We start from the raw sequence: 26,097 nt of genomic DNA on the forward strand, positions 1-26,097 counted from the left end.
GAAAGGCGGGTGGAGCGAACAGCGCTGAACCCGACGAGTGCTGACACCGTGGGGGCTCAGCTCGCAGCGGCTCAGGCCGCGGTCGGCACCACTCCAACGAGCGCCCAGCCTGAAACGACCGCGCGCTGCTCCTCAGAGCCATCGCCAAAGCGGGCTGCTGCTGCCGCAATCGTGGCGGCGGAGAACTCGGAGAACTCGCTGCGAGGTGTGAGCGAGCCGTTCGTGAGGGTGTCGAACCAGATCTGACCGGCACGTTCCCACGCGAAGCCGCCGAGCGTATCGGCGGCGCTCCAGAAGGCGCGGTTGGGGATGCCCGAGTTGAGGTGCACGCCACCGTTGTCTTCTTGCGTCACGATGAAGTCATCCCAGTGTGACGGCTGCGGGTCTTTGCCCAGCACATCGTCGTCATAAGCGGTGCCTGGCTCTTTGAGCGAGCGCAGGGCATTGCCCTCGACCTCGTCAGTGAAGATGCCTTCGCCGACGAGCCACGATGCCTCGCCCGCGGTCTGGCCCCAGGCGTACTGCTCCACGAGGGCGCCAAAGACATCGGAGACGTGCTCGTTGAGAGCACCACTCTGCCCCCGGTAGACGAGGCCAGCGGTGAACTCGGTGACTCCGTGCGCGAGTTCGTGGCCAATGACGCTGAGCGAGCGAGTGAAGCCGGTGAAGACCTCGCCATCACCATCACCGAAGACCATACGGCTGCCATCCCAGAAGGCGTTGTCGTACTCCTTACCGAAGTGCACGGTCGCTTCGAGCGGCGCCGAGCGGTCGTCGATCGAATCGCGCTCGAACACCTCCCAGAACAGGGCGAAGGTGTGGCCAAGACCGTCGTACGCTTCTGAGACAGAGGAGTCGCCCGTCTCGGGCTCGCCCTCTGACCGCACGAGCACGCCCGGTAGCGTCTCGCCCGTTTGTGCATCCGAGATTGCCCGGCTGACCGTGCCGCGCGCAACCGCAGTCTCGTCGGGGCGGAGCGATCGCGGCGGCAGCGTGTGCTCGTGGCGCCCATGATCAAGGTGATCGTGACCGATATCGGTCAGCGATCGGCGCGCAGCATGAGCGGCGCGCTCAAAGCGGGGGTCGTCGAGCGTCGCGATTCGCGACAGCAAAAACGGGGGCACGATCGCGCACCGGGCGCGAGGCGATTCAGCGGGGGAAACGGGGGAGTTCGGCATCCGGAACATGCTTCATGCTGACACGAACCACCGACGCTGGCGACGAACACTCACGATTCTCACGGAGTCCCCAGCAACGCCGCCACGCAAGAAATCGCTACGACAAGCACAAGACTGCTCTCGGGTAGACTGAGGTGTAATCCCCCCACTTCTTCGAAGGGATCCACCATGCCAGCAATCGTCATCATCGGCGCCCAATGGGGCGACGAGGGCAAGGGAAAAGCAACCGACCTCCTCGGTAGCCGCATCGACTATGTCGTCAAATTCAACGGCGGAAACAACGCCGGACACACGGTCGTGATCGGTGATGAAAAGTACGCTCTTCACCTTCTGCCGTCGGGCATCCTCACTGAAGGCGTCACCCCGATCATCTCCAACGGTGTCGTCATCGACGTCGAGGTGCTGTTCGAAGAGCTCGACGCTCTCATCGCCCGCGGCGTTGACGTGTCGAAGCTGCTGGTGAGCGCCAACGCGCACGTGATCACCAACTACCACCGCACCCTCGACAAGGTGACGGAACGCTTCCTCGGCAAGCGTCAGATCGGTACGACCGGTCGCGGAATTGGTCCGGCGTATGCCGACAAGATCAACCGTGTCGGCATCCGGATTCAAGACCTCTTTGACGAGAACATTCTTCGTCAAAAGGTCGAGGGCGCTCTCGACCAGAAGAACCACCTGCTCGTGAAGGTCTACAATCGTCGCGCAATCGAGGTTGAAGAGATCGTCACCGAACTGCTCAGCTATGCCGACCGTTTGCGCCCCATGGTCGCCGACACCGGTCTGCTGCTGAACAAGGCACTCGACGACGGCGAGATTGTGCTCTTCGAGGGTGGCCAGGCCACGATGCTGGATGTTGACCACGGCACATACCCGTTCGTCACGTCGTCCAACTCCACCTCCGGTGGCGCGGCTACCGGTTCGGGCGTTGCCCCCAACCGCCTCGAGCGCATCATCGGAATCGTCAAGGCCTACACAACCCGTGTCGGCGCTGGCCCGTTCCCGACCGAACTGCACGATGAGTCTGGCGAGTTCTTGCGTTCCCACGGTTTTGAGTTCGGAACCACCACCGGACGTCCGCGTCGCTGTGGTTGGTACGACGCTCCCATCGCCCGCTACACGGCGCGCGTGAACGGTGTCACCGACTTCGTGCTCACTAAGCTCGACGTGCTCACTGGCCTCAAGACGATTCCTGTCTGTGTCGCGTATGACGTTGACGGTGTGCGCTTCGACGAGATGCCGGTATCGCAGTCCGACTTCCACCACTCGGTGCCGATCTACGAAGAGTTCCCCGGCTGGGACGAAGACATCACCGGCGCACGCACCTTCGAAGACCTGCCCAAGAACGCGCAAGACTACGTGCTTGCCATTGAAGCAATGAGCGGCGCCCGCATGTCAGCGATCGGCGTTGGCCCCGGCCGCGACGAAATCATCGTTCGTCACGACCTCGTTGACTAAGCACTTCTGCAGTTAGCTCGCACGCAAGCGGCACGCATCGGAGAGATCCGGGGCGTGCCGCTTCTGCGTTGGCGGATGGAGCGGATGACGTGCCGAGGGGGAGCCAATCGGGGATTGCTGGACTGAAAGGCCGTAATCGGTGGGTGAAAGTCCGAAAAGCGCGGGTGTGGGGGCTCCGCAGGGTGGGAGTATTTGTGAGTGACCGTAACGCGCCCGCAACCTCGCATCCTTCAGGGATCCTTCGTCTCCGTTGAACCCCTGACCGAAGAGCACCTCGCTGACCTCTGGTCTGCCCTCGGTGTGCCCGCGGTCTTTGCCGGTGGCTATGGTGGTGGCCCGGCTGGATTGCCCGCCGACGAAGCATCCTTCGTGGAATGGTTGCGCGCTGGCTACCTCGGTTACGCCGACCGGCTGCCGTTCGCTATCCGCTTGAACTCTGGCCCCGATGCCGGCCGTATCGTGGGCGTCAGCACCCTCGGGGACCTCGACGAGGCCAACGCCAACGCGCACATCGGATGGACCGCCTACGCACCGAACGTCTGGGGAACCACGGTGAACCCTGAAACGAAACTTCTGCTGCTGGGTTTCGCCTTCGACAACGGCTATAACCGGGTGCGCCTCCAAGCGGACTCCATCAACGCCCGTTCGCGCGCCGCCATCCTCAAGCTCGGCGCCACCTTCGAGGGCATCCTGCGCCGACACCTGCTGCGGGCCGACGGCTCGTGGCGCGACACCGCCGTGTACTCCGTGATCGAGAGCGACTGGCCGGGCGTGAAGGCCGGGCTGCTCGCGCGCCTTGACGGGGCTTCGAAGCCCAGCGCGACCTCCCGTGATGCTGCCGAGCAGGAGCCGCGCTCGTGAGCGCCCCCGTTGCCCCCGCAGGCCGGGTCGAGAAGCATGACACGGCATCCCCGCTCGGAACCTGGTTGCGCTTTGCCGGGGCAGGGCTCGTGTGGGGCTCGAGCTTTCTCTTCATCAAGGTGGCGCTGGATGGCGTGAGCTTCGGCCAGGTCGCTTGGAGTCGGGCGGTGCTCGGCGCGCTCGCGCTTGTCGTGGTGTTTGCGGTTAGCCGCCGCAAGCTGCCGCGCAAGCCCATCGTGTGGGCGCACTTCACGGTGCTCGCGTTCCTCTTTGCAGTGTTCCCGTACCTGCTCTTCGCGTGGGCGGAGCAATACGTGAGTTCGGGCCTCGCGAGCATCTACAACGCGACAACGCCCATCATGACGGCGATCTTTGCGACTCTCGTATTTCGAGTCGAGAAGCTGTCGCGCTCGCAGATTGCGGGCGTCACGCTCGGCATCTTTGGGGTGCTCGTGATCATCGCCCCGTGGCAAGCCGGCGACATCAGCGGCAGCCTGCTGGGCCAGCTTGCGTGCCTCGGCGCAGCGCTCTGCTACGGCGCCGCGATGAGTTATCAGCGCAAATTCGTGGCACCGTACAAGGTGCCCGGTGTCACTTCCGCGACCATGAACATCGGCATCGCCGCCGTCATCTACCTGATGCTCACCCCGATCATCGCGACCGGCCCAGTCAACCTCACCCTCCCGGTCGTCGCCAGCCTGCTCGCGCTCGGAGTACTCGGCACCGGCATGGCCTACGTCTGGAACTACCGGGTGCTCGCCGAATGGGGCCCGACCCGCACCTCGACCGTCACCTACATCACGCCCGTGATCGGCGTGATCCTCGGCACCGTCATCCTCAAAGAGACCATGTCGTGGCACGAGCCCGTCGGCGCACTACTCGTGATTCTGGGCGTGCTGTTGGCGCAGGGGCGGCTTAAGCTCCCCGCGCTGGGGGCCCGGAAGGCTAGCCGTTGAGCGCAGCGTCGACGATCGCCTTTGCTTCGGCCTGCACGAGCCGCAAGTGCTCGGCGCCCTTGAACGACTCGGCGTAGATCTTGTAGACGTCTTCGGTGCCGCTGGGGCGTGCAGCGAACCACGCAAACTCCGTCGTCACTTTCACGCCGCCGATCGCGGCGCCGTTTCCGGGAGCCTCCGAGAGCTTCGCCGTGATGGGGTCGCCCGCCAATTCGGTGGCCGTGATTGCAGCCCCACTCAACTTGCCCAGCTTGGCCTTCTGCTCCTTGCTGGCCACGGCATCCACGCGTTCGTAGGCCGGGTCACCGAACTCTTCTACGAGCTCTGCGTACAGAACGGATGGCGTCTTGCCGGTGACCGCCAGAATCTCGGCGGCCAACAGGGCCAGCAGGATGCCGTCTTTGTCGGTGGTCCACACGGAGCCGTCTTTGCGCAGGAAGCTTGCGCCCGCGCTCTCTTCGCCGCCGAAGGCGACCGAGCCATCGACGAGTCCTGGCACAAACCACTTGAAACCGACGGGCACCTCGATCAGGTCGCGGCCCATCGCGGCAGCAACCCGGTCGATCATGGAACTGGAGACGAGGGTCTTGCCGACGGCGGCATCCGGGTTCCAGCCTTCGCGGTGCGTGTAGAGGTACTGGATGGCCACGGCCAAGTAGTGGTTGGGGTTCATAAGGCCGGCGTCGGGCGTGACGATGCCGTGGCGGTCGGCGTCAGCGTCGTTGCCGGTGAGAATGTCGAACTCGTCACGGCGGGCGACCACAGAGGCCATGGCCGACTTCGACGACGGGTCCATGCGAATTTTGCCGTCCCAGTCGAGCGTCATAAACGCCCAGGTCGGGTCAACGTCGGGGTTCACGACCGTGAGGTTGAGGTCGTACTTCTCGGCGATCAACTTCCAATAGTTGACGCTCGCACCGCCCAGTGGATCCGCGCCGATGCGGATGCCGGCCGTGCGAATGGCGTCGATGTCAATGATGTTCTCGAGGTCGTCAACGTAGCGCCCGCGGAAGTCGTAGCTGCCCGCTGCCGTGTTCTCAGCCCCGGCGTCGCCCACGTGCTTCACAGCCGTATTGCCGTCGGCAATGATCGTGTTCGCGCGGTCTGCGATCCAGCCGGTCGCGTCGCTATCGGCGGGGCCACCGTGCGGCGGGTTGTACTTGAAGCCACCATCGCGGGGCGGGTTGTGGCTGGGGGTGATGATGATGCCGTCGGCCATGTCGTCGTTGCCTGCTGCGTTGTAGGCGATGATCGCGTGGCTCAGCGCGGGCGTCGGAACGTAGTCGTCGAACTCATCCTTCAGCGCCAGCACGCCGTTAGCGGCGAGCACGTCGAGAGCGGTGGTCTCGGCGGGCTGCGAGAGCGCATGGGTATCGCGCCCGATGAACAGCGGGCCCGTGATGCCCTGGCTGGCACGATATTCCACGATCGCCTGCGTGATGGCGGCGATGTGCACTTCATTGAAAGCAGTGTCGAGCGCGGAGCCACGGTGGCCGCTCGTGCCGAACACCACCCGCTGCTCGGGCACCGAAACATCCGGAACCAGCGCGTAATACGCCGCCACCAACTCGGTCGCATCAATGAGGTCGGATGCCTGGGCTGTCGTGCCTGCGCGATCGTTCATGAAAACCAGTCTTCCACCTTCGCTCGGCGGTGGGCGCGTCATGTGGCAAACACGCAGCCTTCAGAACCCCTAAAGTCGTTGTATGGCAGCAGGAGATCAGGCCCACAACGACAACGTCGACCCCGAAGTGCGCGAGCAACTTCTGGGCGCCCGCCGAAGCATCGACAACATCGACGCGGCGCTCATCCATTTGCTGGCCGAGCGCTTCAAATACACGCAGCAAGTCGGTCATCTCAAAGCCACCAAAGGCCTGCCCGCGTCAGACCCCAATCGTGAGCGCGACCAGATCGCCCGCCTCAAGTCACTCGCCGAAGAGTCGCACCTCGACCCGGCCTTCGCCGAGAAGTGGTTCAACTTCGTCGTCGCCGAGGTCATTCACCACCACGAGCAGATCGCGTCGGGCAGCGAGCCCGATTCCGCCAAGTAGGCACGCAGCAGGCTAGCGCGCGCGGATGCCGTGCTGATCGAGCACGTCGAGGAACGTTGTCGGCTCGGGCCGCACCCGGTGGTTGTCGGTCTGCTCGGCCCAGAGCACTGTGCCGGTCGCGTCGGTGATGATCACGGTTGGCACGACGGTATCGCCATCCGCGGGTCCTCCCGCGCTGAAGATGACGGGCGTTCCGCCGGGTTGCACGAGGTCGAGGGCTGCGGCGGCGGCGGCATCCGTATCGATGTAGAAGCTGACGGGGATGTCGAAGCGGTGCGAGAGCTCGACGGTGTCGGCGGGCTTTTGGGGGCTGATGATCGCGACGGCGACTCCGCGGCGATCGAGCTCGCGATACTGGTCGGCGATCTGGGCTACCTGAGCCATGCAGAACGGGCACCAGTTGCCGCGAATGAACATGAGCACGTGCGGTTGCTGGGTGAAGACGCTGCTGTCGACGGCAGCGCCATCCACGGTGGTGAGCGGAAACAGCGGCAGGGGCTCGTCGACGCGCACAGGCTTGGTCGAGACGTGCTGCACCGAGTACCAGTAGTTGTATCCGAGAATCACGGCCAGGCCGAGAACGGCAACGAGCACCGCGAACGGCCCGGCCGCGAACGACGCGAGAACGCCGACGACCGCCACCGAGAGTTGAACCCACGGATGCCGGCGCTGAGCAACAACAAGGCCGGGCATCAGCAGCGCCAAATAGAGCGCATACGCAGCCCACGGCAGGGCAGCGGCGAGCCACCACGGTTGTGATTCCGCGATGGCGCGCACGACGACGAGTGCGATCACCCCGAGGGCGAGCGCGGCCGTGACCTCGCCGTAGACCCTCTTGATCAGTTGCACGTTAGGCGCCGAAAGCCTCCGCGAGCGTTCCGCGGTGTGCGGTGAGCAGCTCTTCGAGGGTCAGGGTGAACTGGTCCTGGATTTCGAGGGCGGGGGAGGCGGCATCCGTGACTCCGATGCGCACGGCAGGGTAGCCGCGGCCTTCGCAGAGTCCGCGGAATTTCACGTCGTCTTCGCGCGGGATCGAGACGACCATGCGGCCGGTTGATTCGCTGAAGAGGGCGGTTGCGGCATCGATGTCGTCACGCTCGAGCAGTTCGCCCAACCAGACGCGTGCGCCAACGCCAAAGCGCATGACGGATTCGGCGAGAGTCTGAGCGAGCCCACCGTCGGCGAGGTCGTGCGCGCTGGCGATGATGTTCTGCTCGTTGCCGGCCTTGATGAGGTCAGCGAGGCGACGCTCGGCAGCGAGGTCAACCTTGGGCGGCAGGCCACCGAGGTGGTCGTGAATTGTGCCGGCCCAGGCCGAGCCGTCTAGCTCAAGCGCGGTGGTGCCAAGCAGGTAGATGTTGTTGCCTTCGTCTTGCCAGCCGCTCGGGATGCGCTCAGCAACGTCACGGATCAGGCCGAGCACCGCGACCACGGGGGTCGGGTGGATGGGCACATCGCCGGTCTGGTTGTAGAACGAGACGTTCCCGCCGGTGACGGGGATTTCCATCTCGAGGCAGGCATCCGCGAGACCTTCAACGGCCTTGCTGAACTGCCACATCACTTCGGGGTTCTCGGGGCTGCCGAAGTTGAGGCAGTCACTGACGGCGACGGGGTTGGCGCCGGTGGCGGCCACGTTGCGGAACGCTTCCGCAAGAGCAAGCTGGGCTCCGGCGTAAGGGTCGAGCTGGCAGAAGCGACCGTTGGCGTCGGTCGCGACAGAGAAGCCGAGACCGCTCTCTTCGTCGATGCGCACCATGCCGGCGTCATCCGGGAAGCTTAGGGCGGTGTTGCCGAGAACGTAGCGGTCGTATTGGTCGGTGATCCAGCTCTTGTCGGCGAGGTTGGGGCTCGCGAGTAGCTGCAGCATCTGGTCGCGCAGTTCGGTGCCGTCCTTGGGGCGAGCGAGGCCGGAGGCGCTGTCGGCCTGAAGCTTGTCGATCCACTTCGGGTACGCGACGGGGCGGTCGTAGACGGGGCCATCGATGGCGACGGTGCGCGGCTCGACGTTCACGATCTCTTCGTCGTGCCAGTTGATGATGAGGCGGCCGGTGTCGGTGACTTCACCGAGCACGCTGGTTTCGACATCCCACTTCTCAACAACCTTGAGGAAGCCTTCGAGCTTCTCGGGCTTCACGATCGCCATCATGCGTTCTTGGCTCTCGGACATCAGAATTTCTTCTGCCGTGAGCGTGGGGTCGCGCAGCAGAACCTTCTCGAGTTCGATGAACATTCCACCGTCACCGTTGGAGGCGAGCTCGCTCGTCGCGCAGCTGATGCCGGCAGCACCGAGGTCTTGGATGCCCTCCACGAGGTCGCCCTGGAAGAGTTCGAGGCAGCACTCAATCAGCACCTTCTCGGCGAAGGGGTCGCCGACCTGAACGGCGGGACGCTTGGTGGGCCCGCCTTCGGAGAAGGAATCCGAAGCGAGGATGGATGCTCCGCCGATGCCATCGCCACCGGTGCGGGCACCGAACAGCACAACCTTGTTGCCCACGCCGCGAGCGTTGGCCAGGTGCAGGTCTTCGTGGCGCAGCACTCCCACGGCTAGTGCGTTGACGAGCGGGTTCGCTTGGTAGACGGAGTCGAAGTACGTTTCGCCGCCGATGTTGGGCAGGCCGAGGCAGTTGCCGTAAAAGCTGATGCCTGAGACGACGCCCTTGGCGACGCGAGCGGTGTCTGGATTGTCGATGGCGCCGAAGCGGAGCGCATCCATCACAGCAACGGGGCGAGCACCCATCGAGATGATGTCGCGAACGATGCCGCCGACGCCGGTTGCAGCACCCTGGAAGGGTTCGATGTAGCTGGGGTGGTTGTGGCTTTCGATCTTGAAGGTCACAGCCCAACCTTCGCCAACGTCAATGACGCCGGCGTTTTCGCCCATGCCGACCATGAGGTTCTTGGTCATGTTCTCGCTGACCTTCTTGCCGAACTGGCGAAGGTAGTTCTTCGAGGACTTGTAGGAGCAGTGCTCACTCCACATGACGGAGTACATGGCAAGCTCGCCGCTCGTGGGGCGGCGGCCCAGAATTTCACGGATCTTCGCGTACTCGTCTGGCTTGAGGCCGAGGGCGCCGTAGGGCTGCTCTTTCTCGGGCGTAGCCATCGCGTTCGATACCGTGTCGGCAACATGCTGGCGGGAATTGGTTGAGACGTCAGTCACGAGGGGCTTCTCCCAGAAGATTGTGGATGCCGGGGTGCTCACGCCGGCCGCCTCCAGTCTACCTAGGCGAGGGCTCGACGAGCCCCAGCAGGCCAGGCCCCTAATCCGATGAGCGCTCTGCGCGATGGTGAAGTTATCTGGCGCTGGGGGTCGGATCGGGGCAGAGTTGTTCGTAGTAGAGATGAGAGGCAGCCCAGAAGGGCGCCCCGTTGACTAGGGAGCGGCTTCGAAATGCACTATTTGTTGTCAGTGATCCATGATTCGGCCAGCCTGGCCACCCCATCCGAGATGGCCGCCATCGACGTTTTCAACGAACGGCTGCAGGCTGAGGGCCAGTGGGTCTTCGCCGGTGGTCTCGGCTTCCCGACGACCGCTACCGTGGTCGATCACCCGGACGAAGAGGTGATTTGCGGTTTCCGCGGATGCAGTGAGCGGCCCTCGGGAGCGCGGGCTAGATCTCTACGGCGGCAGTGCTTATAGTTGGCGCATGACCAATAGAAATGAGAGCTACTCACAGGTTTACGCTTGGCTCAAAGTAGTGTTCAGCGTCCCAGTGGGAATTCTCGCGATTTGGTTGCTCGCTGGTGCCGCAGAATGGTGGGAGTTCGCGACGGCCTTCATTGCAACAGCCCTCGCAGTCACGCTGCTAACGGTCGGTCTGCGCGACGTGACTGCACGCAAGCGTCGCCGCAACGCTGTGGTCGACGGAAAGTAGCGGTTTCCTGGCTTTCCCCGCGCGTCACGTGCGATCAGTGCCTCTTCCAAGGGTTGAGCAGAGAGACGCCGGTGTCGGTGAAGTCTGCGGTGTTGCGGGTTGCCAAGACGGCATCGTGCTGGCGGCAGACGGCGGCGATTTGTGCGTCGAAGGTGCTGATCGGTCGGCCCGCACGGCTTCGGCTGGCGACGATGTCCGCATAGTGGTCCGAAGAGTCGATGTCGAAGGCAAGAACGAAGCCAGCGAACGTCTCGGTGAGTAGCGACTCCATCCGCACGCCAACATCTTGCTTTCTGCGGCCATCGGGTAGGAGCGCAACGCCCGCTCGCACCTCGGCTGCAGTCAGCGCTGTAATGACTAAGCCTGCCGAATCTTGGGCATCAATCCACTCGATGACCTGCTGGCTTGGCGCTGGTTTCACCAATTCGGAGATGACATTCGTGTCGAGAACGATCACGCGCTGAAGTCCGCCGCGCGCGCGGGCTCATCCCGCACCGGGGTTTCCAAATCGACCCCGCCGATCTCAGCGAATTGATCCCGGATGAATGAGCCGAGGCCACGCGAAGGTCGCCGCCCATTTACTCCGACTGCGAGAAGCGCTCGAGCTTCGGCCTCCATGGAGCGGCCGTTCTCGGCAGCTTGGACGCGTAGGCGGGCCTTCACGTCGTCGTCCAGATCGCGAATCATTAGGGTAGCCATCAGTGCCCCTCTCGTTAGATAGTTACAATGCTAGCATTGATAGCATTCGAACGGCCAGCGCGTGAGCTCACCGACTCGACGCTGAGGGGGCGGCTAGATCTCTGGCTCAGAAGCCCATCAGCGCAAATCCCGCAACGATGCTCAGGAGGCCGATTGCGGTGAGGATTGAGCCGATGAGGATGGCGGCGTTCGTGCGGCGGGGCCGCGTGAGACTCCATCGCGAGCGATGGCACTGGTCGTAATACAGAGCGACTTGAGCGCCGACATCCATGATGGGAACTTCTGACGGCTCGTGAAGGATGGAGTACTGCCTGCCGTCGCCATCGGACCAGCGAAAGCCCTGGAAGCCGCCGGCTTCGAATACTTCGGCAGTGGTCGCGATCCACTTGCATGCCCGCAGAGTGAGAAACCACCCGAAGATGAGCAGCGGGACGCCGGGGACGAGTCCGACCCAGGACATCGTTTCGAGCACCGCTCCCCACGCGCCCTCAGGTCCTATCATCGTGCAATATTATCGGCTGCTCACTGCGGAAAACACGGAGATCACGGAGATCGAAGGCACCGGCTACGCGAGGGTGAGAGTGCGGCTGCTCCTACCGATGGTGAGCTTCTGACCCCACCCGATGGAGAGATGGTCTGCTTCGATGCCGTCTCCGAACAGCACGAGGGAGTCTGACTGGACGACGACTTCGAGGTGCTCGTTGCTGGTGAGAGTCCCGTCGGTGAGGTAACGGCCGGTGGATGGCGATGGCCACGCTTCGCGGATGTACCAACGCAGGTGGTCAGAGGCCGCCGACGGAAGCTCTGCAGTCAAGTCGCGGTCCGAGGCGATGGAGGTTGACCATCCGGTACTTCCTGTGCCGGTGGCGATGATGATGCCGGAGGAGGATTGCTCCTCGCGTGCACCGTTGGGGAGGGTGATCGCATAGCGCGCCGACTGGTGGCCGCGGTTGCCAAAGTACAACTCGTTGAGCGCCACGAGCCGCTGCCCGTCGTCGAGCACGCCTTCGACCATGGTGCGCTGACTGAACTGCAGACGGCGATGGATTGTCGCTTGGATGAGTTCCACGGCATCCGAGGGGGCGAACCTTGAGAGCGCGCCCGAGTTGCGTGCCGGTTCGGGGTCGATGCCGATCACTGGTTGCCCGGTGAGGTATTTGGCGACGTTCGCGACGAGCCCATCCTGCCCGATGATCACCACGATGTCTTCCGGCGAAAACGGGTAACGGTCGAGATCAGCGCGTTCGACTCTCGCTTGCCGCAGCTCGGCCGGCAGCGCGTTCGAGACCGAGGCCAGTGCGGAAGCGAGCACTTCGTGCCGCTCGCGGACCTCCTCGATGCTGCGACCGCGGGAGGCAAGAAAGAATTCGGCTTGCCCGACCGTGGAATGCCGCTGAAGTAGTTCGGTGAATTCCGTGCGTCGATGAACGAGCACGACCCGAGGCGCGAGCGCCATCGCTAGCTCTTCTGCGTGCCTGCGATGCGACTCAACGCTTGGCTCAGAACGTCAGGGGACAGGTTCAGGGTGCCGATCTCGGGGAGGTTTTCTGCGAGCGAATTCGCGGCGAGTGCAAGCAGTACCTCGGATTCGATCCCCTCAAATGCTGCAAGCCGCGCCTTCTCTGCGTCAGCTGTGGCGGCGCCCATGACTCGGACGTTTTCCGCAGCGCTCTCCGATCTCACTTTCTCGGAGGCAGCCGCCTCTTTCGCACGCTTGAGCGCGTTGGCACCCTCTTGGCCGACGAGCAGCTCCTCGCGCTTGGCCAGCTCGATCTTGCTCTGCAGCTCGTTCTCGGCGATCGCACGCTCGCGCTCGACGGCGACGGCGCGGCGCTCGAAAGTCGCTTTGTCGGCATTCTGCTGCACTTGTTCGCGTACTGGAGTTTCGAGAGCCGAAGCGAGTTCAGCTTGCGGTTTGATGCTCACCACGCGAACGCCGATGACGAGAATGGATGTCTTGGCGAGACGCTGATCTGAGGCAAGCCCATCAGTCATCGCTTGGCGCACCGTCGGCAACCCGGCCGCCAACAGGTCGAGGAGTTTCATCGTGGCGATGCTCTCCAACGCGTACTGCTGAGCAAGCTCAGTGATGCGGGAGGACACCTGCGCGAGCGGATCGGAGATCCACTGTCCGGTCTCGGTGTCGATGGCGAAGTCGATGCTGCGCGCAGCAAGGCTGGGGTCGGCATACCGATAGGTGATGGTGGCGCCGACGGCGACATCCTGAAAGTCAACGGTGCGCGCATGGAACACGAGCGGCAGCTCGCTCTCAGCGGTCGGAACCTCGCTAATGGCGGCGGTCAACGCGCGAAAGTAGAAGGCAGTGCCTACGCCTTCGTGGGCCACTGCGCCCTTCTTGAGGTGAACGATATGTGCCGTTGGCGTGCTGCGGAGGTGTCGGAAGAAGCCGTACTGACGGATGTAGGCCATATGAGTCCCCTGCCATAAGTTGAGTGATCGTCCGTCTCATACCTTAGGGGAATCTCCGCTTTCGGGCTCAAGGGCGGTGCCCCACTCCTCTTCAAGTGGCTCAGGCCCGTCGTTCACCATCTGACGTCCGCTACGCACAGACCGTCTTCGACCTCGCGGTAGAAGACAAAACTTGGGCTGACGTCGCTAGTCTCGCTCGATCCTTCGAGGTTGATGCTCCACGAGGCGTCGAGCGACGGTCGGTCGAGGGACGTGGCCGCATCGAACTTTTCGGGCTCTCCGGCACTCAATCCGTTCCAGGCTTTCGGGTCGCCAAAATCCCCTGCAAAGTCTTCGCAAGCGAGCGCATCTTGATCACCCGAGGCTGCAGCGCGGATGAGCTGCTTCGTCGTGTCGATGACGCGAGCGCCGTCGGCGCCCCAGATGGCGGTGTCGAGCCAACGCCCCGAAAGGGTCGCCACGGCGATGACCGCAATGATCACGCCAGCGACCGGCAGTAGCTTTCGCGTCTTCATGGGGAAACCATAAGCGTCACTCAGCGGAGCGCGACTCGTTGTTGAGCCCAGCCAAGCTGACGACGAAGCCCCCGATCATGATGACTCCGGCAATGCCCCCAACGATGAAGGGGAGTAGGAATGAGGGAGGCGCCGCATTAAGTGGCCCCGCTTCATCAATCCAGGTGCCGTACTGGATGCCGTAGAAAAACAGCACCACAAGAATGGCCGCGCCCAACAGGCCGCTTGTCACGGCCCAGATTCGGTTTCGCATAGTTGGGTCCTCCGCGAGTGGATGAAAGTAGATGACGGTCGAGTGCTGCGTGCGCAGTTCGAGCAGTTAGCCCTGGCCAGGCCCGCCCCAGCGCCCACCGTCGGGAGGTTCTGGGTAGACGGTATCTTCCGTGAAGACTCCGATTTCCGCGCGCACGGCGACGCCGTCTGCGGTGCGGTTCACGGTGTAGGCGATGCCTTCGAGGGAGTCTTGTTCCGGAACGTTGCCGAGGGTCGCGCTGTCTATTTCCGGCCCGCCGGATAGCGCTAGCGCCCCGGGGTCGATCAGCCCAGCGGTCGGATGCTCCTTGAGCCAGTTCGCGGTATCGACAACGTCGGCCCCCGTGATTATCCAGTATCCCGTCCGCGTCTCCATGGGCGAGCACGGCCACGCATAGTACGAGTAGGCGAACGGCGGTGTGGTTGCCGGGGCGCTTTCGGAGGGGACCGCGTCGGGCGGCAGGACCGCGCCATCTAGCCACGAGTCTGCCTTCGCGACGGCGGCAGCATCCACCTTCGTGGCGGCGGGAGACGGGGAGGTGGATAGCGATGGTTCCGGAGCGGCAACGCTGTCATTCGCTACCGCTGCGCATCCCGCCACAAGCACGGCGATGACCGACAAGCCGAAGACACTGCGTAGACGTGGCATTTGCTCACCTTACGTCGTGACGGTGATTCTGACTAGATGATCGCCGGATTAGACCGCGGCGAGATCGATCGAGCGCTTACGGCCTGGCAGCGCGAACCAGCGCCCGTCGTGTTGGCCGACGCGAATCGGATGCGCGAACGCGGTCGTGACGTTTTCGGTGGTCAGCACCTGTTCGGCTGGCCCGGCCTGTGAGATCCGGCCGTCTGCAATCAAGGCGGCATGGGATGTCGTGGAGGGCAGTTCTTCGAGGTGATGCGTCACCAGAATCGAGGCCAGTCGCGGAAAATTGGCGGTGAGCCCATCGACGGTTTCGAGGAGTTGCTCACGCGCCGCGACATCCAACCCAGTGCTGGGTTCGTCGAGGAGCAGCAGGTCAGGTTCGGCGATCAGTGCGCGCGCGATGAGGGCTCGGCCGCGTTCTCCTTGCGACAGGGTCGGCCAACGGTGGGCTTCCTTGCCGGCCAGGCCCATCTGTTCGATGAGCTCTGTCGCGCGGTTTGCCTGCTGCGCGGTGGGATCCCAGCGCGCGGGAATCTCGAGAGACCCGGTGAGGCCGGTGAGCACGACATCCCGAATCGTGAGGGGAGCGTGAAGCGGATGACGCGGGTTGACGTGCCCGATCGAGCGACGCAGCGCCTGCAGTTCGACCCGCCCGAGGCGTTGCCCGAGGATGTCCACGGTTCCGGAGGTGGGGTGCGCTGAGGCGCCGACGAAGCCGAGAATGGTGCTCTTGCCGGCGCCGTTGGGCCCGAGGAGTGCCCAGTGCTCGCCCGCGCGCACGGTGAGGTCGACCTCGCGGAGGATGGTGCGCTCGCCGCGGCGGAACGTGACGCCGCGCAGCTCGACGACGATGGGGTTGCCGCTCGCGGAGTCGTTGGGACTCACGGGGGTGCTTTCGTTCACGAGGGTGCTTTCGCTGATCAGGGTGCTGTTGTTCATGAGAGGGCTCGATGCGCGCCGGTGAGGTGCGCCCGGCTGCGCTCGGCCGCGGCGGCCGGGTTGCGTTTAGCGATCGCTTCGACCAGCGCGCTGTGGGCGGCTTGGTCTGCTTCGTAGTCGTGGATGGGCCGCAGCTTCAGCATCTCGATCATCGCTTCCCGCACTCGCGGCACGAAGCCGTCGAACAGTTCGAGCAGCACTTCATTGTGGGATGCCGCGACGACTTCCCGGTGAAGCGCCATGTCGACGCCCGCAAACTCTTCGGCCGTGTGGTGCGAGCCCGAGCGACGAGCGAGTGCTCGGCGCATCGCACGCAAGTCTGAGGGAGTGCGTCGATGTGCCGCGAGGGCGGCAGCTTCGGCCTCGATGGCAACCCGAGCTTCGAGGACGGATGCGACGGAGACTCGGCGCAGCACGACATCCCAGTCCTCGGCGATGTCGGTCGAGATCACAAAGACGCCGGAGCCTTGACGGCTTTCGAGCACGCCTTTGCCGGCAAGTTCACGGATGGCCTCCCGCAGCGTGGAGCGACCGACCCCGATCTCGAGGGCCAGCGTTGTCTCGCCCGGCAGCTTGTGCCCCAGGGCCCATTCGCCAGCACGGATGCGCCCGAGTAGCACTTCGGCTGCCTGCGCTGCAAGCCGACCGTGTTGCACTGCTGATGCCATGCAGGTGCTCCGATCGCTGTTTTTGTCTGCCTCAAAACTCTACACCTCAGACAAGTTGGGTTCGCAGCGTTGGCTCGGACGGTGAGTGCGCCTGGCCGGAGAGTGCGGTGTGACAGGATGAATTGGCCGAAGGAGACCCGATGACCGAGTTTGTCTCTGCGACTGCAGATATCCGTGGCGACTACCGTTATTCGTTGACTCGCGTCTGGGATCCGACGCTTCCGACGATCACGTTCGTGCTGCTCAATCCGAGCACTGCCGATGCCGAGCACCTCGATCCGACGCTGCGACGCTGCGTTGGCTTTGCCAAACGCGACGGATATGGCGGGATGGTGATTCTCAACCTCTATGCGTTCCGCACCAAGGACCCGAAGGTGATGCTCGCGGCGGCTGATCCCGTTGGCCCCGAAAATGACAGCGTGCTCGGCAACCTGACGGGAACCGTCGTCGCGGGATGGGGCGCCAACGCGTCCCCGAAGCGTGTAGCTCAGGCGATGGCTGTTCTGCCGCAGTTGCACACACTCGGACTCACCAAGGATGGTCACCCGCGGCATCCGCTCTACGTGCGCAAAGATGCGCCGCTGGTCGAGTGGAGGTCGTCAGAGTGAAAACTTCGACCGTTTCGTGCCTGTTCTCCCGCCACTGCATACGCGTCGCGTCATAGATCGGAGAGTTCCATGGGGATATCGCGCCGAGTATGAAGGATGCGGTGGATGCGCACTGCATCGGAGTCATCTGTGTAGAACGCGACGTAGGGGAACTTTTGCAACGCAAGCCCTCGAAGCTCCGGCATGCCTAGCTCGACTGCGAACCGCGGCGACCCGATCGACGGTTGCGACCCGAGTAGGTCGCGTGCCTTCTCCAGCGCATCAACAAACGCCATTGCGGCGTCAGCGGCGCCCTCTGCCAGATAGTGCTCCACGGCAGAGTCGATATCCTCATTGGCGCGTCTGGTCGTGACGACGCGGCGGGACGTCACAGGGTGTCGACGCCGTGGTTGTTGATTCGCTCACGAAGCTGGTGGAAGTACGCATCATCGAGTTCGGATCCTGGCCCCGACGTCATCCCCTCCACGACGAGTGCACGCAGTTGCGTGCGAGCATGCTCATGCCGGATCAAGTTGCGCACGAACTCGCTACTCGTGCCGTACCCGTGCTCACTTACCTGTTCTTCAACGAACTGCTTCAAAGCGTCAGGGAGGGACACATTCATCGTTGCCATTCCTTCACTGTACGCACGATGGCAAAGTTTGTCATCGATTCTTGGGGTCTTCGGTCGCGACGAGAGCTACGAATTCACCGCAAGTTGTCTTGAGTTATTCAAAACAACTGATACCGTCGTACCCATGGAAACAGTGACGGATGCGGCGCTCGCCGACACTCTGCGAGAGGCCGGTCTCAAAGTGACCGAGCCCCGCGTCGCTGTGCTGACCGCCCTCACCGACATCCCGCACTCCGATGCCGACACGATCTTCGGGGCTGTACTGCCGAGTGTGCCCGGTACCTCCCTCCAAGCCGTGTACGGAGTGCTGGCGGCGCTCACTGCGGCGGGCTTGCTGCGCAAGATCGAACCGGCAGGGTCATCCGCTCTCTATGAACGCCGCATTGGCGACAACCATCACCACATCGTGTGCACCGAATGCAGTGCTGTGCGCGACGTGGACTGTGTTGTTGGTTACGCGCCGTGCCTCACACCATCCGATGCCGGCGGGTTCACCGTGCACACCGCCGAAGTGAACTTCTGGGGCGTTTGCCCCGATTGCCAGAACGCTCTCACCCAAAAGAGCGCAGACTGAACAACACAGACAGAGCCGTCTACGCTGTCGCCCCATCTTCAATTCGCCACTAATCACCCCCACATAAAGGAGACATCGTGACTGAACCCACGACAACCCAGGCCGGCGCACCCATTGCGAGCGACGAACATTCGCTCACCACGGGTCCCGATGGCGTAACCGCACTTCACGACCGCTTCTTGGTCGAGAAGCTCGCCGCGTTCAACCGCGAGCGTGTGCCGGAGCGCAACCCCCACGCCAAGGGTGGTGGAGCATTCGGAGAGTTCGTCGTCACCGAAGACGTGTCGCAGTTCACGAAGGCCGCCGTCTTCCAAAAGGGCACTAAGAGCGAAACCATCCTCCGCATTTCGTCGGTAGCCGGTGAACAGGGCTCGCCCGACACCTGGCGCGACGTTCGTGGATTCGCACTGCGTTTCTACAGCACCGAGGGCAACTACGACATTGTCGGAAACAACACCCCCATCTTCTTCTTGCGTGATGCCATGAAGTTCCCCGACTTCATCCACTCGCAGAAGCGCATGGGCGACTCGGGTCTGCGCAACGCCGACATGCAGTGGGACTTCTGGACCCTCTCGCCCGAAAGCGCCCACCAGGTCACGTACCTCATGGGCGACCGCGGTCTCAGCAAGTCGTGGCGCCACATCAACGGCTACGGATCGCACACCTACCAGTGGATCAACGCCGCCGGTGAGCGCTTCTGGGTGCAGTACCACTTCCACTCCCGCCAGGGCGTAGAGCTGATGGAAGCCGCGGATGCCGAGCGCATCGCCGGAGAAGACGCCGACTACTACCGTCGCGACCTCTTCGATTCCATCGCCAAGGGCGACTTCCCCACGTGGGATGTCTCGGTTCAGGTCATGCCCTACGAAGAAGCCAAGACCTACCGCTTCAACCCCTTCGACATGACCAAGACTTGGTCTCACGATGACTACCCGCTGATTCCGGTTGGCCACTTCACGCTCAACCGCAACCCGGAGAACTTCTTCGCGCAGATCGAGCAGTCAGCGTTCTCGCCGTCGAACATGGTTCCCGGCACCGACATCAGCCCCGACAAGATGCTGATGGCTCGTGTGTTCTCCTACCCGGATGCCCAGCGCAACCGCATCGGAGCCAACTACAACCAGCTCCCCGTCAACCAGCCTCACGCCTCCGAAGCGCGCAATTACCAGCACGAAGGCGCCATGAACTACAAGATCGGTGACGCTGCAGCACGCACGTACACGCCGAACTCGTTCGGTGGACCGGCAGCTCAGCCCGAGCTGGCTGGCGAAGGCGGCTGGGCAAGCGACGGCGAACTCATGCGCAGCGCTCAGACCCTGCACTCCGAAGACGACGACTTCGGCCAGGCCGGAACGCTCTACCGCGATGTCTTCTCGGCAGAGTCGAAGGCTCGCTTCATCGAAACCCTCACCGGACAGGGCCGCGGCATCACCGTTCCCGAGATCCTCGAGCGTTTCTACTGGTACTGGGGCAGCGTGGATGCCGAACTCGGCGCCACCCTGCGCAAGACGGTTCCCGGCAATGGCGACACCGCCAACGAGGAAGCTGACCCCGTCGGAGTCGGCCCCGCCGAGTAACACTGAGCTGAAGCGGCAGCGCTAACGCGGCGTCGAACAACGGATGCCCGGCCCCAGAACCTTGGGGCCGGGCATCCGTTCGTTAAACCGAGAGACCGAGTGCCCCGTCGATCACAGCGACCGTACCTCCGACATAGGCCACGATAATCACCGCGATGCGAGCAGCCCGGTGGCTGACATGGCGAGTGAGCACTTCGCCCAGCGCGAGCCCGACTAGCAGTGAGCCGATGATGAGGATCCAGCTGGCGACATCTAGATCAGGAAGCACGCCGCCCGAGAAGAACGCCTTCGTGACGAGGGATGCCGTACCCACGATCACGAAGTAGGGCTGCAGCGTGGCCGCGAAGTTCACTTGAGGCCAGCGCATCAGCACCGCGTAGATGCTGAGGGCCGGGCCGCCGACGCCCGCCGCCGTATTCATGAAACCTGATGCTGCCCCCGCCACAATTGCCGCCGGGCGGGCCGGAACGATATGTTCCGCGCGCGTGATGAGCAACGTCGCGGTGAGAGCCACGATCACGAGCACGCCAACGCTGAGCTGCAGCACGGAGCCGGGAAGGCGGGTAACGAGCAGTGAGCCCGGGATGATGGCCGCGACGGCCGGGATCGCCAGCCACGCCAGGGTGCGCCACTCGATGTGACGCCAGACGCGGGGGATGATGAGCAGCGATGAGACGACACCGCACAGGTTCACGACGAGCACGCCGTCGAAGGGGCCGAGCAAAATCACGATCAGCGGCGACGCTACGAGCGCGAACCCCATGCCGGTGATGCGTTGGGAGAGTGCTCCTATAACGACGGCGAGAGCGACAAGAGCGAGCACCGCCCTAGCCTAAGCGGATGCCGGGGTTGCGCCAGACCGGAGCAGGCTCAGAGTGCGGCTCGCTGCCGCGAGACAGTGGCGATGCTGGCCCGGCTACAGGTTTTTGGCGTAGCAGACGCTTAGTTCTTCGCCCACATAGTCGCCGAAGTTCTCGATGGGGGTGTAGCCCTCGCGCTCGTAGAAGCGCATGGCATCGGGTTGGGCGGTTCCGGTTTCGAGGGCGAGGGTCGTCGCCGACTGGGCGCGAGCCCACTCCTCGAGTCCCTTAAGCACAGCGACCGCAATGCCGGTGCCGCGCTGGGCGGGTGTGACGTACATCCGCTTCACTTCAAAGATCTCTTCGCTGAGCTGGCGGAGCCCGCCGCACCCAGCCGGAACACCATCGACGTAGGCGATCAAGAAGACGACAACCGAATCCGCGTTCGGCTTGACGCCGGGTTCGCTGTCTTCGGTTCCGTACCGTGCTGTGAGCTCAGCGCGCTGCGCTGAACGCAGCATGACCGAGTCGGCGTGCTCAAAGGGAACGCTACGGAGTTCGAGTTCGTAAGTGTCTTCCACGTCAGAATTCTAGTCTGCGTGTCACACGGAGCTCGCCAAGTGTCGACGACGCTGTTGGCGGTGATTAGTTGCGACTCGGGAAGATTCCTAGGTGGCAGAGTGTCCACGTCATGTTGTTAGGCGTGACCGCGCTCATGTCGGGAATGTTGAAGGTGGTGCGACCATCACCGCCGTAGGTGGTCCCTAGAAGCGAGAAGAGTGCAGTGTTGTTTGCAATTGACAGTTCACGCCCATCGGCCACGATGCCTTCACCGGCGTAGCTTGATGCTGTCAATGAGAGGGTGCCCAGATAGCATTCGTAGGTTCCGCCGTCACCCGCGCGATTAACGCTACTTCCGAAGCTGTTGGAGAGAGCGGAATTACCGGTCGCGCCAGTTGCGCCGGCAGCTCCCGTTTCGCCTATTGGGCCCGCGTCGCCCTGAGGCCCCTGCGGGCCGGCCGGGCCGTCAGCGCCGTTGGTGCCCGTTGCGCCGGTGAGGCCTGTGGCGCCGGTGAGGCCGATGGGGCCGGTCGCTCCGGTGAGTCCTGTAGTGCCGTCAGTACCATCGGTACCATCAGTGCCGTCTGCACCCGCGGCGCCAGTGGCTCCCGTCGGTCCTCTGAGCGCGGTGCCTCCGTTCGCCCCGGTGAGTCCTGTTGCGCCATTGAGACCGTCGGCGCCATCAGCTCCGTCGCTACCATCAGTGCCGTTTTTCCCGTCTTCGCCGTCCGCGGCAGCGTCGGTCATGAAGACTGCTTCGACAAAACCGGCACCGCACGAGTCGCCGGCGTCAATGAGCTTGATAGCCGAGGCGGTGGTGTCGACGCAGGCCTTCTGCAGTGCATCCGCAGAACTGCCCTGGCTCGTGCAGCCGGCAAGCATGACGGCTGCGACGGCTGCTCCTGCAAACAGTCGAAGTGAACGGGACGGCGTACGGGAGGCTGAAGGCAAAGAGGAGATCCAGACATAGGAGAAGCGCAGTAATGCGTCACGGGTTGATACAAACATAACGAAGTTCTCTCAGTTAACCCAAGTGGTCTCGGCCCCCAGTATGGGGGTGCAGCGGGCGTTCTGCCTGCCTGCCATGGTGGGTGAACACAGCTACAGGGTGCAGAATTCGAAGCATGATGAATGCGAACGGCGGTGGGCAGCGCGGTGGCGAAGAACTGATCAGTGACGTAGCCGAACCCGTCGCATTGAGGGCTTCAGTCCACGCCTTCGAGGAAGCGGTGGCTGCTGTTCGCGCCGGCACAATCGATGCGGATGAGGCCTCAGCCCAACTCATCAGACTGCTGACCGACAAAGAGCTGCTTGGACTGCTCGACGGCGACTCTCCCCGGCGACTCCTCCCCTTCATCCCGGCCCTTCTCGGGCGGCGGCCATTCGTGGCCGGTGCGGTAGCGCGGCTCGGCATCCCCGGCATCCGGTTCAGCGACGGCGCTCGGGGCGTCGTGATCGGCGCGGCCACAGCGTTCCCCGTGACTATGGCGCGGGCAGCAACGTGGAACCCAGAACTTGAGCAGCGAGTCGGCGAAGCGATTGGTGCTGAGACCCGCGCGCGGGGCGCCAACTACTCGGCATCGGTGTGCGTGAACCTGCTGCGGCATCCGGCCTGGGGTCGCGCGCAGGAATGCTACGGCGAAGACCCGGTACTCGTCGGCCAGATGGGCTCGGCCCTCACCCGCGGCGTTCGGGTGCACACGATGGCCTGCGTGAAACATTTTGCGCTCAACTCTATGGAGAACGAACGCTTCGAAGTGGATGTCGCCGTCGACGACCACGCGCTGCACGAAGTGTACTTGCCCCATTTCAAAGCGACGGTGGATGCCGGAGCCGACTCAATCATGAGCGCCTACAACCGGGTGCGCGGCGAGTATATGGATGTCAATCGCGCGCTACTGACAGACATACTGCGCGACGAGTGGGGCTTCACGGGCTTCGTCACGAGCGACTGGGTGTTCGGCACTCACGACGCCGTCGCCAGCCTCAAAGCCGGCATGGATATCGAGATGCCGTTGCGGATGCTGCGGGCTCGCGCCCTGCCCGCGGCTCTCCGTAGCGGCGAGCTCGACCGCGCGACCGTGCTGCAGTCGGCCCACCGCATCCTGCGCACCAGCATTCTGCATGCGGCCACGCGCGAGCAGCAGGAGCCGAGCGCGACCGTCATCGCGTCTCCCGCGCACCGGGCTCTCGCGCTTCAGGCTGCCGCCGAGTCCATCGTGCTGCTCAAGAACGATGCTGTTGATGAGACGCCCCTGCTGCCGTTGCCGCGCACCACACGCCGGCTCGCCGTCATCGGGCGGCTCGCTGACGAAGCGAACCTGGGCGACCATGGCTCCTCGCGCGTTCGTCCGCCGTCGACCGTTTCCCCGCTGCAAGGAGTACGCGAAGCGTTCCCTGCGGCCCACATCACGACCGCCACCGGGCAAAACGAGAGCGCTGCCGCGACGCTCGCTGCGCAGGCAGAGATCGCTATCGTCGTCGTCGGGCTCGACCAGCACGACGAGGGGGAGTCGGTGGTCACCGGGGGAGTCGATGTGGGCATCCTCGGGCGCGCGTTCACCTCGGGGTTATCTCGCCGCATCTTCACCGGCCTGGCACACCTCGCGGCACGCTTCGTTCGCGGCGGCGATCGGAACTCGCTCGAACTTCGTCCTTCGGACGCGAGCCTCATTCGTGCTGTCTCCGCGGCCAACCCGCGCACCGTTGTGGTACTGATCGGCGGCAGCGCGATCGTGACCGACGCCTGGCGGGATCGCGTTCCCGCGCTGGTTCTCGCCTGGTACGGCGGTATGGAGGGCGGGCATGCCCTCGCGAGCATGCTCACGGGAGACACCGAACCCGGAGGTCGGTTGCCGTTCGTCATCCCGCGCGACGCCGCTCAGCTGCCTCTATTCGATAGTGCAGCAAAGGCGGTGGTCTATGACGACGCCTGGGGTCAACGCCACCTCGATGTCACCGGCAGCACTCCCGCCTTCCCCTTCGGATTCGGCCTGGGCTACACGACGATCACGCACGAACTACTCGACCACACGTTCGCCGATGCTGGCGGTACCGCTCGTGTGTTCGTCACCAACACCGGCGACCGCGACGGCTCCACAGTCGTACAGCTTTACGCTGCTGACGTGGCGGCCGAGCATCCGGTCGCCCAACTAGTGGGCTTTCAGAAAGTGATGGTGCAGCGCGGGGCAAGCACGACCGTACAGATCGCGCTCGATGCGGGGCCAACGTTGCAGCGGGATCCGAATTCTCGACAGTGGAGCGCGCGGTCAGGTGAGTGGGCGCTGATCGCCGCTCAGCACAGTCCTTCGAACTGGACTGGCGCCGTGCCGTTGCGCCCTATCGCCGGCTAGCGCCGGTAGCCGCGTGCGGGAGCGGGTCAACGCGAACACGCAGGGAGTCGTCGTGGCGCAGAACGGCCCGGATCAAGCGGCGGCCCTCCCAGCGAAGCGACGCAAGTGTCTGATCGGGGCGGAGCACTAACTCGCCCTCGGTCGACGCGTAGCGCTTCTGCAGGTCTTTCAGCTCGTCTGCTTTCAGTAGTGCCACCGTGCTGTTGTCCGTGGGGTCGGTCAGTCGAACCAGAGCGGAATCTCCGCGCAGATCGCTCGCCACCAGTCGTTTTTCGCTGGCGGCAAGAATAGCTTTTTGAGCGTCTCGGGTCACGACGATCGGGCGGCGCGGGCCATCGAGCAGGCCGGTAAGAACGTCCGCTGCGGCATCTGGCCGGCCAGTTTTCTTCGCGGCTGCTTGCATCCGTTCGAGGCGGCCGGGCTCGCGCAAAATCTGGTCGATCTTCCAGCCGAGCGTAATAACGTCGTTGCACCGAACAGCAGCACCCTGTTCCATCAGGTAGTCACCGTTACGCACTTCTTGCCCCGGGATGGGGTTCACCAGCACCATGGGCAAGCCCGCCGCCATACATTCGGAGGCCGAGAGGCCACCCGGTTTACCCACAAAGAGGTCGGCGCTTCTCAGCAGTGCGGGCATCTCGGTTGCGAATCCCAGAATGTGGAAGCGATCGTCAGTGCCAACGAGTTTCTCAATGTCGTCACGAGTCTCCTCGTTGTGTCCACACACGACGGTGGCTGTGAAGGCTGAGCGCATATGCAGTGTCTGCCGCACCGCAGCGACGGCGTAGTCCCCGCCCGCTGCGCCTGCAGAAATCAAAATGTGGGGAACGTCATGGGCGACGCGGTCGGTTTCGGCATCCGGATACGAACTGATCGGGATGCCGGTGGCGGCTACACGATCGGCGGGCAGGCCGAGCGCCATCAGTTCCACCCTGCCTTCTTCGCGCGCCACGTTAAACGAGTGGAACGCGCTGGTCAGCCAGAGGCCTTGAGGATCGTAGTCGGTGGTGACAACCGCTGTTTTGGCATCGATGACTCCGCGCATGAGGAGCGTGGCCATGAGCTGGGCGGGAAGAAAGTGGGTGCTGACGATCGCGGTGGGTTGGAAGCGTTTGATCTCCCGAATCACGGGAAGAGAGTTGGCCTGCGTCCAAGGGTCGATCGGTCCCCTGCGCCAAAAAGGGGCGTCGCTCACGTCGTACGCCCACTCAAGCACCCACGGCAAACCTTTGGCGAGCACGAAGTAGCCCTTGCCCAACACGTCGCGGTACAGAGTGCTGCTCACCTGAAGCACGTCGAGCACTTTTACTTCGACGACATCCTTGCGCGCATCACACGCTTGGCGCACTGCCGCGGCGGCGCTGTTATGCCCCGAGCCGACACCAGCAGACAAGATCAGCACCCGCTCTCCTCCAGCAGTGGGGGAATGAGCGGGGAGGGTCTCTGGCATGGGGGAAATGATAGTCGAGCCCGGTGCGGCTGC

30 protein-coding genes are annotated in these 26,097 nt (G+C 63.7%); 9 read left to right on the forward strand and 21 right to left on the reverse strand.

Annotation, left to right across the window (positions count from 1 at the left end; translation table 11 throughout):
* Positions 1-71: 71 nt before the first annotated feature.
* Entirely contained in the window at positions 72-1,178 is a 1,107-nt protein-coding gene (locus I6E74_RS02255; RefSeq protein WP_197122634.1) for a M4 family metallopeptidase, read from the reverse strand.
* Positions 1,179-1,346: 168 nt separating this feature from the next.
* Here I6E74_RS02255 and I6E74_RS02260 point away from each other — a divergent pair, with 168 nt between their 5' ends.
* The 3 genes from I6E74_RS02260 (at position 1,347) to I6E74_RS02270 (ending at position 4,450) form a co-directional block, all read left to right on the forward strand.
* Positions 1,347-2,633 (forward strand): adenylosuccinate synthase, encoded by a 1,287-nt coding sequence (locus I6E74_RS02260; RefSeq protein ID WP_197122636.1) that lies wholly within the window; start codon positions 1,347-1,349, stop codon positions 2,631-2,633.
* Positions 2,634-2,831: 198 nt separating this feature from the next.
* The gene (locus I6E74_RS02265) at positions 2,832-3,494 is read left to right on the forward strand and encodes a GNAT family N-acetyltransferase (protein WP_197122638.1); all 663 of its coding nucleotides are present in this window, start codon (positions 2,832-2,834) and stop codon (positions 3,492-3,494) included.
* Positions 3,491-4,450, forward strand: a complete 960-nt coding sequence (locus tag I6E74_RS02270; protein WP_197122640.1) for a DMT family transporter — start codon at positions 3,491-3,493, stop codon at positions 4,448-4,450. The genes I6E74_RS02265 and I6E74_RS02270 overlap by 4 nt, the downstream gene beginning before the upstream one ends.
* Here I6E74_RS02270 and pgm read toward each other — a convergent pair.
* A complete protein-coding gene (gene pgm / locus I6E74_RS02275) occupies positions 4,440-6,074 on the reverse strand; it encodes a phosphoglucomutase (alpha-D-glucose-1,6-bisphosphate-dependent) (RefSeq protein WP_197122642.1) in 1,635 nt (544 codons plus the stop codon). The two genes, I6E74_RS02270 and pgm, sit on opposite strands and share 11 nt — an antisense overlap.
* Before the next feature lie 82 nt (positions 6,075-6,156).
* Here pgm and I6E74_RS02280 point away from each other — a divergent pair, with 82 nt between their 5' ends.
* The gene (locus tag I6E74_RS02280; RefSeq protein WP_197122645.1) at positions 6,157-6,501 is read left to right on the forward strand and encodes a chorismate mutase; all 345 of its coding nucleotides are present in this window, start codon (positions 6,157-6,159) and stop codon (positions 6,499-6,501) included.
* 12 nt (positions 6,502-6,513) lie between these two features.
* Here the strand turns inward: I6E74_RS02280 and I6E74_RS02285 are convergent, their stop codons facing one another.
* From I6E74_RS02285 to I6E74_RS02295, 3 genes are all read right to left on the reverse strand, one after another.
* Positions 6,514-7,350: a redoxin domain-containing protein gene (locus tag I6E74_RS02285; RefSeq protein WP_197122647.1), complete on the reverse strand. Its 837-nt coding sequence runs from the start codon at positions 7,348-7,350 to the stop codon at positions 6,514-6,516.
* A gap of 1 nt (position 7,351) precedes the next feature.
* A complete protein-coding gene (gene purL, locus I6E74_RS02290) occupies positions 7,352-9,604 on the reverse strand; it encodes a phosphoribosylformylglycinamidine synthase subunit PurL (protein ID WP_197123608.1) in 2,253 nt (750 codons plus the stop codon).
* Between the two features lie 303 nt (positions 9,605-9,907).
* Positions 9,908-10,051 (reverse strand): hypothetical protein, encoded by a 144-nt coding sequence (locus I6E74_RS02295; RefSeq protein WP_197122649.1) that lies wholly within the window; start codon positions 10,049-10,051, stop codon positions 9,908-9,910.
* 97 nt (positions 10,052-10,148) lie between these two features.
* Between I6E74_RS02295 and I6E74_RS02300 the strand changes: the two genes are divergently transcribed.
* Positions 10,149-10,376, forward strand: coding sequence for a hypothetical protein (locus I6E74_RS02300; protein ID WP_197122650.1), 228 nt, complete (start codon positions 10,149-10,151; stop codon positions 10,374-10,376).
* 34 nt (positions 10,377-10,410) lie between these two features.
* Here I6E74_RS02300 and I6E74_RS02305 read toward each other — a convergent pair whose 3' ends face one another.
* The 10 genes from I6E74_RS02305 to I6E74_RS02350 form a co-directional block, all read right to left on the reverse strand.
* On the reverse strand, positions 10,411-10,833 hold the full coding sequence (locus tag I6E74_RS02305; protein WP_197122651.1) for a type II toxin-antitoxin system VapC family toxin: 423 nt from the start codon (positions 10,831-10,833) through the stop codon (positions 10,411-10,413).
* Complete coding sequence (locus I6E74_RS02310) at positions 10,830-11,075, reverse strand: toxin-antitoxin system (protein ID WP_197122652.1); 246 nt, start codon at positions 11,073-11,075, stop codon at positions 10,830-10,832. The genes I6E74_RS02305 and I6E74_RS02310 overlap by 4 nt, the downstream gene beginning before the upstream one ends.
* Before the next feature lie 106 nt (positions 11,076-11,181).
* A complete protein-coding gene (locus I6E74_RS02315) occupies positions 11,182-11,577 on the reverse strand; it encodes a hypothetical protein (protein WP_231604451.1) in 396 nt (131 codons plus the stop codon).
* Between the two features lie 63 nt (positions 11,578-11,640).
* Complete coding sequence (locus I6E74_RS02320) at positions 11,641-12,531, reverse strand: NAD(+)/NADH kinase (protein ID WP_197122653.1); 891 nt, start codon at positions 12,529-12,531, stop codon at positions 11,641-11,643.
* A 2-nt stretch (positions 12,532-12,533) separates the two neighbouring features.
* Entirely contained in the window at positions 12,534-13,505 is a 972-nt protein-coding gene (locus I6E74_RS02325) for an SPFH domain-containing protein (RefSeq protein WP_197122654.1), read from the reverse strand.
* Positions 13,506-13,618: 113 nt separating this feature from the next.
* Positions 13,619-14,020 (reverse strand): hypothetical protein, encoded by a 402-nt coding sequence (locus I6E74_RS02330; protein ID WP_197122655.1) that lies wholly within the window; start codon positions 14,018-14,020, stop codon positions 13,619-13,621.
* 16 nt (positions 14,021-14,036) lie between these two features.
* A complete protein-coding gene (locus tag I6E74_RS02335; RefSeq protein WP_197122656.1) occupies positions 14,037-14,273 on the reverse strand; it encodes a hypothetical protein in 237 nt (78 codons plus the stop codon).
* Positions 14,274-14,339: 66 nt separating this feature from the next.
* The gene (locus I6E74_RS02340; protein ID WP_197122658.1) at positions 14,340-14,921 is read right to left on the reverse strand and encodes a hypothetical protein; all 582 of its coding nucleotides are present in this window, start codon (positions 14,919-14,921) and stop codon (positions 14,340-14,342) included.
* Positions 14,922-14,969: 48 nt separating this feature from the next.
* On the reverse strand, positions 14,970-15,860 hold the full coding sequence (locus I6E74_RS02345; RefSeq protein ID WP_231604452.1) for an ABC transporter ATP-binding protein: 891 nt from the start codon (positions 15,858-15,860) through the stop codon (positions 14,970-14,972).
* Positions 15,857-16,528, reverse strand: a complete 672-nt coding sequence (locus tag I6E74_RS02350) for a FadR/GntR family transcriptional regulator (protein ID WP_197122660.1) — start codon at positions 16,526-16,528, stop codon at positions 15,857-15,859. The genes I6E74_RS02345 and I6E74_RS02350 overlap by 4 nt, the downstream gene beginning before the upstream one ends.
* Positions 16,529-16,668: 140 nt before the next feature.
* Here I6E74_RS02350 and I6E74_RS02355 point away from each other — a divergent pair, with 140 nt between their 5' ends.
* Positions 16,669-17,136, forward strand: a complete 468-nt coding sequence (locus I6E74_RS02355) for a DUF1643 domain-containing protein (RefSeq protein WP_197122662.1) — start codon at positions 16,669-16,671, stop codon at positions 17,134-17,136.
* Between the two features lie 50 nt (positions 17,137-17,186).
* Here I6E74_RS02355 and I6E74_RS02360 read toward each other — a convergent pair whose 3' ends face one another.
* Positions 17,187-17,507 (reverse strand): type II toxin-antitoxin system RelE/ParE family toxin, encoded by a 321-nt coding sequence (locus I6E74_RS02360; RefSeq protein WP_197122664.1) that lies wholly within the window; start codon positions 17,505-17,507, stop codon positions 17,187-17,189.
* Positions 17,504-17,749 carry a type II toxin-antitoxin system ParD family antitoxin gene (locus I6E74_RS02365; RefSeq protein WP_231604453.1) on the reverse strand — a complete coding sequence of 82 codons (246 nt, stop codon included), beginning with the start codon at positions 17,747-17,749 and terminating at the stop codon, positions 17,504-17,506. Before I6E74_RS02365 ends, I6E74_RS02360 begins: the two co-directional genes overlap by 4 nt.
* A 124-nt stretch (positions 17,750-17,873) precedes the next feature.
* Between I6E74_RS02365 and I6E74_RS02370 the strand changes: the two genes are divergently transcribed.
* A complete protein-coding gene (locus tag I6E74_RS02370; RefSeq protein WP_197122666.1) occupies positions 17,874-18,323 on the forward strand; it encodes a Fur family transcriptional regulator in 450 nt (149 codons plus the stop codon).
* Between the two features lie 77 nt (positions 18,324-18,400).
* Positions 18,401-19,900: a catalase gene (locus I6E74_RS02375; RefSeq protein ID WP_197122668.1), complete on the forward strand. Its 1,500-nt coding sequence runs from the start codon at positions 18,401-18,403 to the stop codon at positions 19,898-19,900.
* 82 nt (positions 19,901-19,982) lie between these two features.
* On the opposite strand, the gene I6E74_RS02380 is transcribed toward I6E74_RS02375, so the two are convergent.
* From I6E74_RS02380 to I6E74_RS14640, 3 genes are all read right to left on the reverse strand, one after another.
* Complete coding sequence (locus I6E74_RS02380; RefSeq protein WP_197122670.1) at positions 19,983-20,723, reverse strand: sulfite exporter TauE/SafE family protein; 741 nt, start codon at positions 20,721-20,723, stop codon at positions 19,983-19,985.
* 93 nt (positions 20,724-20,816) lie between these two features.
* On the reverse strand, positions 20,817-21,281 hold the full coding sequence (locus I6E74_RS02385) for a GNAT family N-acetyltransferase (RefSeq protein ID WP_197122672.1): 465 nt from the start codon (positions 21,279-21,281) through the stop codon (positions 20,817-20,819).
* 64 nt (positions 21,282-21,345) lie between these two features.
* Positions 21,346-22,269, reverse strand: a complete 924-nt coding sequence (locus I6E74_RS14640; RefSeq protein WP_197122674.1) for a phage tail protein — start codon at positions 22,267-22,269, stop codon at positions 21,346-21,348.
* 116 nt (positions 22,270-22,385) lie between these two features.
* Between I6E74_RS14640 and I6E74_RS02395 the strand changes: the two genes are divergently transcribed.
* Complete coding sequence (locus I6E74_RS02395; protein ID WP_197122676.1) at positions 22,386-24,614, forward strand: beta-glucosidase; 2,229 nt, start codon at positions 22,386-22,388, stop codon at positions 24,612-24,614.
* Here I6E74_RS02395 and I6E74_RS02400 read toward each other — a convergent pair.
* Positions 24,601-26,064, reverse strand: coding sequence for a glycosyltransferase (locus I6E74_RS02400; RefSeq protein WP_197122678.1), 1,464 nt, complete (start codon positions 26,062-26,064; stop codon positions 24,601-24,603). The two genes, I6E74_RS02395 and I6E74_RS02400, sit on opposite strands and share 14 nt — an antisense overlap.
* Positions 26,065-26,097 lie beyond the last annotated feature (33 nt).

Origin of the sequence: Salinibacterium sp. SWN139 (assembly GCF_015864625.1) — a bacterium.
GTDB lineage: Bacteria > Actinomycetota > Actinomycetes > Actinomycetales > Microbacteriaceae > Rhodoglobus.

Bases quoted from the DNA above. Each gene is read 5' to 3' on its own strand.
- I6E74_RS02255 (WP_197122634.1), bottom strand. From the start codon at position 1,178: ATGCCGAACTCCCCCGTTTCCCCCGCTGAATCGCCTCGCGCCCGGTGC.
- I6E74_RS02260 (WP_197122636.1), top strand. From the start codon at position 1,347: ATGCCAGCAATCGTCATCATCGGCGCCCAATGGGGCGACGAGGGCAAG.
- pgm (WP_197122642.1), bottom strand. From the start codon at position 6,074: ATGAACGATCGCGCAGGCACGACAGCCCAGGCATCCGACCTCATTGAT.
- I6E74_RS02280 (WP_197122645.1), top strand. From the start codon at position 6,157: ATGGCAGCAGGAGATCAGGCCCACAACGACAACGTCGACCCCGAAGTG.
- purL (WP_197123608.1), bottom strand. From the start codon at position 9,604: ATGGCTACGCCCGAGAAAGAGCAGCCCTACGGCGCCCTCGGCCTCAAG.
- I6E74_RS02300 (WP_197122650.1), top strand. From the start codon at position 10,149: ATGACCAATAGAAATGAGAGCTACTCACAGGTTTACGCTTGGCTCAAA.
- I6E74_RS02310 (WP_197122652.1), bottom strand. From the start codon at position 11,075: ATGGCTACCCTAATGATTCGCGATCTGGACGACGACGTGAAGGCCCGC.
- I6E74_RS02315 (WP_231604451.1), bottom strand. From the start codon at position 11,577: ATGATAGGACCTGAGGGCGCGTGGGGAGCGGTGCTCGAAACGATGTCC.
- I6E74_RS02320 (WP_197122653.1), bottom strand. From the start codon at position 12,531: ATGGCGCTCGCGCCTCGGGTCGTGCTCGTTCATCGACGCACGGAATTC.
- I6E74_RS02325 (WP_197122654.1), bottom strand. From the start codon at position 13,505: ATGGCCTACATCCGTCAGTACGGCTTCTTCCGACACCTCCGCAGCACG.
- I6E74_RS02330 (WP_197122655.1), bottom strand. From the start codon at position 14,020: ATGAAGACGCGAAAGCTACTGCCGGTCGCTGGCGTGATCATTGCGGTC.
- I6E74_RS02335 (WP_197122656.1), bottom strand. From the start codon at position 14,273: ATGCGAAACCGAATCTGGGCCGTGACAAGCGGCCTGTTGGGCGCGGCC.
- I6E74_RS02340 (WP_197122658.1), bottom strand. From the start codon at position 14,921: ATGCCACGTCTACGCAGTGTCTTCGGCTTGTCGGTCATCGCCGTGCTT.
- I6E74_RS02345 (WP_231604452.1), bottom strand. From the start codon at position 15,860: ATGAACAACAGCACCCTGATCAGCGAAAGCACCCTCGTGAACGAAAGC.
- I6E74_RS02350 (WP_197122660.1), bottom strand. From the start codon at position 16,528: ATGGCATCAGCAGTGCAACACGGTCGGCTTGCAGCGCAGGCAGCCGAA.
- I6E74_RS02355 (WP_197122662.1), top strand. From the start codon at position 16,669: ATGACCGAGTTTGTCTCTGCGACTGCAGATATCCGTGGCGACTACCGT.
- I6E74_RS02365 (WP_231604453.1), bottom strand. From the start codon at position 17,749: ATGGCAACGATGAATGTGTCCCTCCCTGACGCTTTGAAGCAGTTCGTT.
- I6E74_RS02370 (WP_197122666.1), top strand. From the start codon at position 17,874: ATGGAAACAGTGACGGATGCGGCGCTCGCCGACACTCTGCGAGAGGCC.
- I6E74_RS14640 (WP_197122674.1), bottom strand. From the start codon at position 22,269: ATGTTTGTATCAACCCGTGACGCATTACTGCGCTTCTCCTATGTCTGG.
- I6E74_RS02395 (WP_197122676.1), top strand. From the start codon at position 22,386: ATGATGAATGCGAACGGCGGTGGGCAGCGCGGTGGCGAAGAACTGATC.
- I6E74_RS02400 (WP_197122678.1), bottom strand. From the start codon at position 26,064: ATGCCAGAGACCCTCCCCGCTCATTCCCCCACTGCTGGAGGAGAGCGG.